Here is an 8,179-nt window from a genome sequence, read left to right as displayed (position 1 = left end):
CCTTCTCCACCACCTCGGTCTCCCTGACCCGAGCCTCTTCCACCACCGGATTCATCGTCCCTGCCTGGGTCGCCCTGCACACTAAACTGCTGGGTACGGACTGTCTCACTCACCTTGGCAGAGAGGGCGCAGCCGTGGCGACCCCATGGGGGCCGAGGAGGTCCGCATCAAGCGGGACCTGGGCGAGCAAAGGTTCGAGGTCGTCCTGAGCTGCTCGAAGCCTGTTTAGGCCATCAAGGGTCGCGCCAGCGTTTGCGTTCACCAACGCATTGGCGGTGGCGATATCAGCGTCGGTGATGCGGTTGCGTTGTGGGTGCTTCCCGTTGAACACGTAGTGGTCGTACGCGAACGTCGTGCCGCGCTCATACTTCGCGATCAGTTTCTCCCAGGGGTCGGCGATGAACCAGTCAGATCGCGCAGACTTCCACTTGCCCAACTTGTCGACGCGACCGACATCGACGTTCGGAAGAAAGAGGCGCTCGGTCGTCATGTGCTCGCTCCTTGGTCCTCGCGTAGGTAAGGGACTCTCTCGGACGGGCCTTCGTCGAGCTAGCACTCGGGAGGTTGAGACTGCTCACGCGGCCTGCGCAGATGGCTCAAGCGCAGGGGCCACCCCAGGTGGCGTGGTGTTGAGCCCCTCGCTCCCACAGTGACCTGGAAGCCCACGCCCCTGCGGCCTGCCGCTTGGCTGGGCCGCTTTGGTCGGCATGGGCCCCGAGGGGCGGCACAGCCTCTGCTCCGGCCCGGCGCGCAGCCCGCGCGTCGCCCTCCAGCGGCCATTCTTGGCTCCTCTTCATCAGCCCGCCGCCCTCAACATATACTTGCAGTGAGCCACTTGCCCTGGTGAGAATCCGCATGGCCGACTGCTACCCTGCCCCGGAAAAGCTCGCATCGCTCAAGGTGCCCCTCGAGCCAGGCGAAGCGCACTTGGTTGCGTTCCTCTGCGAAACGCTGGACGACGAGTACGAGATCTTCGTCCAGCCCTTCTTCAACGGCGACCGCCCGGACATCGTCCTCGTCCGCCGTGACGCCGGAGCCCTCATCATCGAGGTGAAGGACTGGGACCTCTCCGGCTACGTCTACAAGGACAAGAAGACCTGGAGGCTCGTGACAAACGGAGTGTCCATCCTCTCGCCGGTCGAACAGGTCGAGAAGTACAAGTGGAACCTCTTCAACCTCCACGTCGGTCAGCTCCTCGAGAAGAAGATCGATAACTCGAAGAGCGCGAAGCTCGTCTCCACCGCCGTCTACTTCCACCATGCTTCAGAGGCCAACGCGCGGAAGAAGTGTGAGACGTCACCGAATACACATGTCCTGGGAAAAGACTCCCTCACACGGGAGAGGTGGGTGCGCCTGCTCCGTGACTGTTGGCTCCACCGGCGTTCGCAGTACTGGGACGACGAACTCTACCGCGCCCTGCGCCGGTACCTCGTCCCGCCGATCCACACCGAGGAGGAGGGGAAGCCTATCGTCTACCGGGGGAAGCAGAAGCAGCTCGTGGAGAGCCGCGCGGGCGTCCAGCAGAAGATTCGCGGTGTCGCCGGCTGCGGAAAGACCTACGTTCTCGCCGGCCGGGCCGTCCGCGCGCACGCCCGGACGAACAGCGACGTCCTCGTATTAACCTTCAACCTCACACTCCGGAACTATATCCGCGACCGGATCAGCGAGGTCCGCCTTCCCTTCCCGTGGGACGCGTTCCACATCAGCAACTACCACGAGTTCTTCAAGTCCACGGCGACCAATCTCGGCCTCGCCATGCCGGAGGCGTTTTTTGAGGCCTGCTCCGACGAAAACTTCTTCGCGCCCGCCGAGCACCTGACGCCCCGCTACCCCGCCATCTTCGTCGACGAGGTCCAAGACTACGAGACCGCTTGGCTCCGCATTCTAAAGCGGTACTTCCTCACGCCCGACGGAGAGTTCGTCGTCTTCGGCGACGAGAAGCAGAACGTCTACGGCCAAAAGCTTGACGAGGAGCGCAGGCCCAACACCACCATCCCCGGACGATGGAACGAGCTCACCGACTCGTTCCGTCTGAACGCTGGACTCGTCGGCTTGGCTCAGGCCTTTCAGCGATCGATCTACGGAGACAAGTACGTCTTCGACGATGAAATCAGCCTCGTCCAGTCGGACCTTTTCCACACGCCTCCGCTCATCACCTATGGCCACCGCCCCGGCATGACCGCGGCAAAGCTGTTCGAACTCATCCAGGGCCTCGCCGAAAGGCTCGGCATCCACCCCAACGACCTCACGATCGTCTCTCCCCTCATCGACGTCCTTCGCGACCTCGACGACTACTTCCGCAGGGTCGCAGGCGAGAAGACCATGCAGACGTTCGAGACCAACGAGGAGAGAAAGCTACTCGCCGGCCGGCACGGAGAGGACTCGCAGGCGTTCGACCGAGAGGTGAATGACATCCGTCGCGGCCGCAAGCGCAATTTCGAGATGAAGGCCGGAACCGTGAAGCTCTCCACCATCCACTCCTTCAAGGGCTGGGAGGGCCACACCGTCGTCGTCATCTTGGGTGAGAACGCGGAGCGCCACGAGGAGGCGTGGACGACAGACGAACTCCTCTACACTGCCATCACCCGCTCCCGCCAGAACCTAGTCGTAATCGATACCGGCAACGGCCGGTACTCCGACTTCTTCGACGCGAATGCAGTCCCACTCCCGCTCTGACACGCAGACGACGGGACGCTTCGTCACCGGGTGATGACAAATCGGCGGCGCTGTCGAACTGCACATTCAGCCCCAACGGCCTCGCGCAGCAACTCCATCGACTCGGGGGAGAGCGCGGCCATCTCAATGTCCAGCTCATGCAGGTCCACATCGGAGAGCCAGAAGGCGTTGCTGGCCCACATGGCGCCACGAGGAGGCGCCGCCTCGCGAGGTCCAGGTGACGCTCACCCAGTCCGTCCAGGCCGTGGCCGTCCCCTTCCAGCTTCAGGCGGCACGGCTCAATGTGCGGCCAGCGCCGCGCGGTGGATGGCCACCCAGAAGTCGGCGGCCCGCCGGGCCCCTTCGAGCAGCGGCTCCGGGTGCCCGGCGCCCAGCGTCTCGCAGAGCGCCTGGGCCCGCGCGCCGTGCTCCAGGTCCACGTCGAGGTGCACGAGGATGAAGCGCGCCTGCGTCCGCTCCAGCCCGAGCCGTCCCAGCCCCTGGCGGGCCTCGCCTCCCAGGTGCCGCGCCACGCCCTCCAGCACGCGCAGCGCGCCCAGGAAGGCGAGCTGCCGCTCCGGCCCGATTCCCTCCCAGAAGGCGTGGAAGTCGGCCACCTCGCGTGGCGTGCCGGACGAGGGCTCGCGCCCGAAGGCCGCGAGGTCCGCCTGGGCCAGCAGGTAGTGCGACTGCTCGTCACCCGCCAGCTCCGCGAAGAAGGCCTTCAGCTCGGGGAGCGTGGCGCGCTCGGCCGCGAGCCGCAGCCGGTCTCCGCTGCGCCGCGTGTAGTGGAACATCATGTCGAGAAACGCCACGTAGCGCTCGGGCGTCACCGACGGCAGCCAGCTTGAGACCTGCCGCGCCATCCCGACGGTGAGCGCCTCCAACTGCTCCTCAATCAAAGACATCCTCAGTCCCTCCGGTCCGAAAGCAGCGCGCCCAAGGTCCGCCGGGCATGCGCGAGGTGCGGCGCCGCCCGCTTTGGGGGCAGCTCGTCCAGGCGCACCACGCCCGCGTCGAGGAACCCCTCCCCACCGAGTCCCCGTCCACAGGCGGTGGGCACCGCGCGCAGATCCACCGGCTGGAGCACGCCCCGCGCGTCCCTCGCGAGCGCGAGCTTCAGCACGGCCCCCGTCTGGCACGCCAGCGTGGGCATGATGCTCAGGAAGTTGCCCAGCGAGTACGCGATGAGCCCCATCCGCGCGGGCCCGCCCCGGCGCACCTGCGTGGGGCAGGTGGCGTCCGCGCCATCAATGGACACCCACTCCACCGGCTGGAGGACATGCGGCGAGGAGCCCAGGAGGACGTCCGCCCCGCGCTCGATGAGCCGGTACGCGTGCTCGCGCTGGAGGGCCTCGGGCCAGTACTCGTATTCGAAGCCCCAGTGCGGCATCAGCACCACCAGGTCCGGCCCCACCGCGCGAGCAGCGTCGATGAGCGCGCCCAGCCGCTCCCAGTCCGGCGCGTGGAGCGGGCTGCCCAGCCGCGTCGCCGGCACCCCGGAGGGCGGCGCACCCACCAGGTGGTTGATGTCATACGTCACGGCGGCGATGCCCATCCGCACCCCGTCCACCTCCAGGGCGGCCACCGCGTCCTCCGGCCGGGGGCCTCCCACGCAGCGGTGCTGGGAGGAGGCCAGCACCGTCCGCCGGGTCCGCTCCAGCCCTCCGGCGCCCTGGTCGAGCGCGTGGTTGTTGCAGAGGGAGAAGACGCGGTGGCGCGCCGTGCCCTCCCAGGCCGCGAGGTAGTCCGGCGGGGCGTTGTAGTGGAGCGTCTCGTAGACAAGCCGGGGCACGGGCCGCGCCGGATCCACCGGCGTCTCCAGGTTGGCGAAGGCCACCGCGTCATCCGCCATCACCTCCCGGACGCCGGGAGAGAGGGCGCGGTGGAAGCCGCTGCGGATCCACATCATGTCGCCCACGGCGCTCAGCCGGAGCTCCGGCGCGCCCGCGTGCCGCCAGCTGCCCGAGGCGACGTGCCGGGCGACTCGCGCGAAGTGCTCGCCGGTTCCGGCCGAGCGCGGCTGTGGCAGGTGCAGGAGGCTCTTGGTGATGTAGCGCAGGTTGAGGTCCCACCGGGACAGCGGCCAGCGGCCGTCCTCGTAGCGGAGGTCCGCGTACAGCCGGCGCAGGGCGTTCATGGGCGCTTTCGCTCCAGGGTGACGAGTCGCACGTCCTCCTCCACCACCATGGGGCCGGCCAGGAGGGCCCGCCACATGACGTGGAGGTAGCTGTCGAAGACGGGGGCGCCGCGCGCGAGCAGTTGAGAGCGCAGGAGCGCGTGCAGCCGCGCGAGGTTGTAGCCGGGCACCCGCGGATAGAGGTGGTGGTCCAGGTGGTGGTTGAGGCCGTTCCACAGGAAGGTGACGAGCCGGGTGCTGCGCACCGTCGTCGCGGTGTGGAAGCGGTCGCCGCGCCAGACGTTGGCGTGGTGGTCGGAGATGGACTTGAGCCCGTTGAGGGGGCTGGCGAAGAGCACTGGCAGCAGCCAGCACTCCACCGCGCCCCCGAGCAGCCCGTGGCCCGCCAGGAGCCAGAAGAGCAGCGCGTAGAAAACCCCGTAGCCGAGAAGCACCAGTGCATGGCGGCGCAGGCGGCCAGCGTCGAAGTGCTGCACCGGGTAGAGGACGTTGAAGTAGACGAGGCTGAGCGGCAGGCCCAGCAGCACGGTGGCGTAGAAGAGGGCCCACAGCCCGGGCGAGCGCCGGCCCGCGTTGTAGGCGTCAGGGTCCTTCTCGGTGCGGTTCCAGCGGTGGTGCGCGAGGTGGTCGTGCCGCATCGGCTCGTAGGCGATGCCCACGAGCAGGCTGAGCGCGTTGCCGAAGAGGCGGTTCTGCCAGGGCCTCGGGAAGAGCGTGTCGTGCCACGCGTCGTGGTCCAGCTGGATGAGCCCCATGACGCCCTGGGCCGCCAGCAGCCACAGGGGCAGCTTCAGCCAGAAGCCGCTGACGTGCGCGAGCCCCACGCCGGCCAGCGCCCACACGCCCAGGTGGAGGGCCGCCATGCCCAGGGCCCGCGCGGGGCGGATGCGCAGCAGCTCCACCAGTTCGTCGCGGGAGGGGGCAGCGGGTGAAGCCAGGACGGGGGCGAGCTGCATGGAGCCTCAGAGGTAACGGGGGACGCGCTGGCGGTAGCGCGCGTAGGCGTCACCGAGACGGGCGGAGAGGTAGCGCTCCTCCTGGAGCACCAGCCCGTGGAACAGCACCCCCAGCACCGCGCACGCCCCGAGCGTCACCAGCGACGGAGCCCAGAGCGATGCGCCCACGAGGTACAGGTAGGAGAAGACGTAGATGGGGTTGCGTGAGTAGCGGTGGAGTCCTCTCTCGTGCAGCACGGGCGGGGCCTCTCCCGCGTCCACGCCGATGCGGAACGTCGCGCCCATGCCGTACTGCGCCGCCAGCATGCCCACCAGGCCGAGCACGCCCAGCGCCCAGCCCACCTCCGACGGAAGGGCCAGCAGGGGCCGGCCCCAGGGCAGCTGGGACCAGCGCGGCCAGAGCGCCGCCGCCACCACCGAGCCCGCCCACACCAGCGAGGCGCCGCTGATGCGCCGCGTGAGGCGCGTGTGGGCGGAGTCGGCCCCGGTGCTCCGGTAGGCCAGCGGGCTGCGGCCGAAGCGCAGGCGGTAGGCCAGGCTTGCGCCCAGGTGCCCCAGCAGCAGGTGCAGGGAGATGAAGCCCAGGTAGAGCGCGGGCGCGTCGCGAAGCCCCTTCATGGTCCCACCACCTCCGCCGCAAGCCCAAAGCCCGAGGACGCCCAGCCCGCGAGCTGCTCGGTGAAGTCGCGCAGCTCGCCCCGGGTCCACAGTCCCTCGAACGTCGCGGTGTTGATGTGGAGCGTGTCGCCAAAGCCCAGGCCCGTCGCGCCCCAGGTGGCCGTGTGGCTGCGCATGGAGTGGATGCGGAAGGGCGCGTCCACGAAGTGCTTGTCGAGCCGGCCCAGGTAGGTCGCCACCAGCGTGTTGGTGCGGGGCTCGGCCACCAGCCCGGGGCGCGCGTTGCGCCGCAGCACGGGCCCCGGGGCGAGCCGCGCCACCGCCATGCACTCCAGCGCCGTCGTCCAGTGCACGCCCTCGTCGAGCACGCGCCGCAGCGCCTCGCGCACCAGCGCCGCCAGGGCGGGCGCGTCCTCCAACCGGGCGCGGACCTCCCGCAGGGGAAACTCCAGCGGCACCGTCGAGCAGCCGTTGCCCAGCATCCGCCCCAGCCCCAGCATGCGCCGCAGGTCCACCGGCACCCGCAGGCGGATGAGCCCTTCCTTCGTGGGCTCGCGCAGCGCGACGCCCGCCAGCAGCGCGGCGAAGAAGACCTCCGAGGCCTGGACGTCCGTGCGGCCCTCCGGGAGCGTCAGGCGCGCCGTCGCCATCACCGAGCGGCCCGCCGTGTCTCCACTGCGGCGCAGGCCCAGGCCCCGCTGCGCGAGGAGCCGGCGGCGGGGGCTTGCGAGGCCCAGCACCCGGCCCGGCCCGCGCAGCGCCGCGAGCAGCACCTTGCCATCCGTCAGCGTCGAGGGGCCCAGCGGCGGCGACTGTGACGCGCGCCCCGCGCAGTGCAGCCACAGTCGCTCCAGCAGGTGGGCGAGCGCCTTGGCGTCCCCGATCGCATGGTGGAGCTGGATGGCGAAGAGCCACGGGCCCGGCGCGCCATCGGCCAGGGGGTGGAGGTGCAGCCGCAGCGGCACGTCCCTCGTAAGGTCCACCCGGGTGTTGATGACGCGCGTCACCGCCTCGGGCTCGTCCAGCGGCTCGGCGCCTTCCAGCAGGACCGCGTCCACCGCATCGTCCGTGCGCGGCGCGGGCACCCACGCACCGCGCGCGTCGTCCCAGGCCACGTTGAGGCGCTCGCTCTCTCGCACCAGGGCGCGCAAGGCCCCGCGCAGCCGCGCCACGTCGGGCCGCGCGTCGATGCGCAGCAGCACCGTGGCCCAGATGGTGGCCACCTCGCCGTCCAGCCGCGCGAGGAGCGTGTCTACGAAGTTCGCGCGCATCGCTCCACCCATCCCTTCCACAGGGCCCGGGCCGCCTCGCCGTCCAGCCGCGCCCGCCCCACCGCCTCGCGCGCCCGCTCCGGCGCCGGCAGGTGCTGGAAGACGATGTCGTCAGGCGCGTCCAAACGCGGGCGGAGGCCCGTCGGCAGGTAGCCCGCCGCGAGGAGCACGGGCGTGGCCTCGGCCACCCGCTGGGGCTCGCCCATGGACAGGTGGACCAGGTCCACGCGCGCCCGCGAGGACGGCAGCGCCGTGGTCCCCTGCCCTTCCCCGGCGGTCCCCACCAGCTCCCGCCGTTCGAGCCGCAGCGACTCGTTCCAGTCGAGCGGGCGCGACACGAGGCCCCCGGCGCGAGGGCGGCGCTCCAGCGGCGTCAGCTCCACCGTCCCCGGCAGGCCCGAGGCGGCGAGGATGGACGCAAGCCACTCGCCCCACGGCCCCGCGGGCAGGAAGCGCCGGCGCGGAGGCAGCGGCGCGAGCACCGTCGTCATCGCCAGCGCCTGCATCGGCAGGCCCGAGCCCTCCACCCCCACCAGCGT

At 70.1% G+C, this 8,179-nt stretch carries 8 protein-coding genes; 1 reads left to right on the top strand and 7 read right to left on the bottom strand.

Annotated elements, in window-relative coordinates:
* Positions 1-109 precede the first annotated feature (109 nt).
* The gene (locus tag D7X96_RS37915) at positions 110-490 is read right to left on the bottom strand and encodes a hypothetical protein (RefSeq protein ID WP_121771913.1); all 381 of its coding nucleotides are present in this window, start codon (positions 488-490) and stop codon (positions 110-112) included.
* Positions 491-855: 365 nt separating this feature from the next.
* On the opposite strand from D7X96_RS37915, the gene D7X96_RS37910 reads away from it, so the two are divergent.
* Positions 856-2,676, top strand: coding sequence for a UvrD-helicase domain-containing protein (locus D7X96_RS37910; RefSeq protein ID WP_121771912.1), 1,821 nt, complete (start codon positions 856-858; stop codon positions 2,674-2,676).
* A 278-nt stretch (positions 2,677-2,954) separates the two neighbouring features.
* On the opposite strand, the gene D7X96_RS37905 is transcribed toward D7X96_RS37910, so the two are convergent.
* The 6 genes from D7X96_RS37905 to D7X96_RS40190 form a co-directional block, all read right to left on the bottom strand.
* Entirely contained in the window at positions 2,955-3,563 is a 609-nt protein-coding gene (locus D7X96_RS37905) for an iron-containing redox enzyme family protein (RefSeq protein ID WP_121771911.1), read from the bottom strand.
* Positions 3,564-3,565: 2 nt separating this feature from the next.
* The gene (locus tag D7X96_RS37900) at positions 3,566-4,795 is read right to left on the bottom strand and encodes a CapA family protein (RefSeq protein WP_121771910.1); all 1,230 of its coding nucleotides are present in this window, start codon (positions 4,793-4,795) and stop codon (positions 3,566-3,568) included.
* A complete protein-coding gene (locus D7X96_RS37895; protein WP_121771909.1) occupies positions 4,792-5,751 on the bottom strand; it encodes a fatty acid desaturase family protein in 960 nt (319 codons plus the stop codon). The genes D7X96_RS37900 and D7X96_RS37895 overlap by 4 nt, the downstream gene beginning before the upstream one ends.
* A 6-nt stretch (positions 5,752-5,757) precedes the next feature.
* Positions 5,758-6,369 (bottom strand): methyltransferase family protein, encoded by a 612-nt coding sequence (locus D7X96_RS37890; protein WP_121771908.1) that lies wholly within the window; start codon positions 6,367-6,369, stop codon positions 5,758-5,760.
* Complete coding sequence (locus D7X96_RS37885; protein WP_121771907.1) at positions 6,366-7,640, bottom strand: condensation domain-containing protein; 1,275 nt, start codon at positions 7,638-7,640, stop codon at positions 6,366-6,368. The genes D7X96_RS37890 and D7X96_RS37885 overlap by 4 nt, the downstream gene beginning before the upstream one ends.
* Positions 7,622-8,179, bottom strand: a 558-nt coding sequence (locus D7X96_RS40190; RefSeq protein WP_158626676.1) for a hypothetical protein, incomplete at its 5' end; no start/stop codon positions are given. The genes D7X96_RS37885 and D7X96_RS40190, both read right to left, overlap by 19 nt.

This window comes from Corallococcus interemptor, assembly GCF_003668875.1.
Lineage (GTDB): Bacteria > Myxococcota > Myxococcia > Myxococcales > Myxococcaceae > Corallococcus > Corallococcus interemptor.
This window is presented reverse-complemented; position numbering and strand designations above follow the sequence as displayed.

Coding starts and splice junctions, on each gene's coding strand:
- D7X96_RS37895 (WP_121771909.1), bottom strand. CDS start 5,751: ATGCAGCTCGCCCCCGTCCTGGCTTCACCCGCTGCCCCCTCCCGCGAC.
- D7X96_RS37905 (WP_121771911.1), bottom strand. CDS start 3,563: ATGTCTTTGATTGAGGAGCAGTTGGAGGCGCTCACCGTCGGGATGGCG.
- D7X96_RS37885 (WP_121771907.1), bottom strand. CDS start 7,640: ATGCGCGCGAACTTCGTAGACACGCTCCTCGCGCGGCTGGACGGCGAG.
- D7X96_RS37900 (WP_121771910.1), bottom strand. CDS start 4,795: ATGAACGCCCTGCGCCGGCTGTACGCGGACCTCCGCTACGAGGACGGC.
- D7X96_RS37910 (WP_121771912.1), top strand. CDS start 856: ATGGCCGACTGCTACCCTGCCCCGGAAAAGCTCGCATCGCTCAAGGTG.
- D7X96_RS37915 (WP_121771913.1), bottom strand. CDS start 490: ATGACGACCGAGCGCCTCTTTCTTCCGAACGTCGATGTCGGTCGCGTC.
- D7X96_RS37890 (WP_121771908.1), bottom strand. CDS start 6,369: ATGAAGGGGCTTCGCGACGCGCCCGCGCTCTACCTGGGCTTCATCTCC.